Source organism: Stenotrophomonas sp. CASM106, assembly GCF_049384825.1.
Classification (GTDB): Bacteria; Pseudomonadota; Gammaproteobacteria; order Xanthomonadales; family Xanthomonadaceae; genus Stenotrophomonas; species Stenotrophomonas muris.
Genome location: NZ_JBMRFS010000043.1, coordinates 1 through 473 on the forward strand (window position 1 = coordinate 1; position 473 = coordinate 473).

Below are 473 nucleotides of genomic sequence, written 5' to 3' on the forward strand. Positions count from 1 at the left end.
GTCTCTGCAGTTCCTGCTGTTGACCCTGGGCGTGGGGTTGTTGCTGCTGCGCCTGTACGAATGGCCGCCACTGGCGCGTGCGCTGCGCCCGCTGGCCGATATCGGCGCCGCGCCGATGTTCTTCTACCTGCTGCACCTGTATGTGTTGAAGGCGCTGTACCTGGGCGCGCTGGCGGCCTGGGGGCCGACCCATGGCGAGTTGTATGCCCTGGATTCGGTCAGCGGCCTGCTGCTGGTGGCCTGTGCGCTGGCGGTGGTGCTGTACCCGCCGACCCGGGCATTCGCGCGGTTCAAGGCGCGAAGGCGTGACCTGCCGTGGTTGCGGTACCTGTGATCGCCCAGGCCAGTCCGGCAATCCACGCATGGCGTGGATCTACTGAAAGCGGATCGGGCCACAGGCCTATAATTCCGCGATGAATTCCACCGCTATCGCTTCCGACGACTTCCTGGGCCACCACAAAGGCGTCTATGTC

1 pseudogene is annotated in these 473 nt (G+C 65.1%); it reads left to right on the forward strand.

From position 1 onward, the window contains the following. A pseudogene (locus VG556_RS22425) lies at positions 1-334 on the forward strand (hypothetical protein); the annotation flags it as partial. Positions 335-473: the final 139 nt, after the last annotated feature.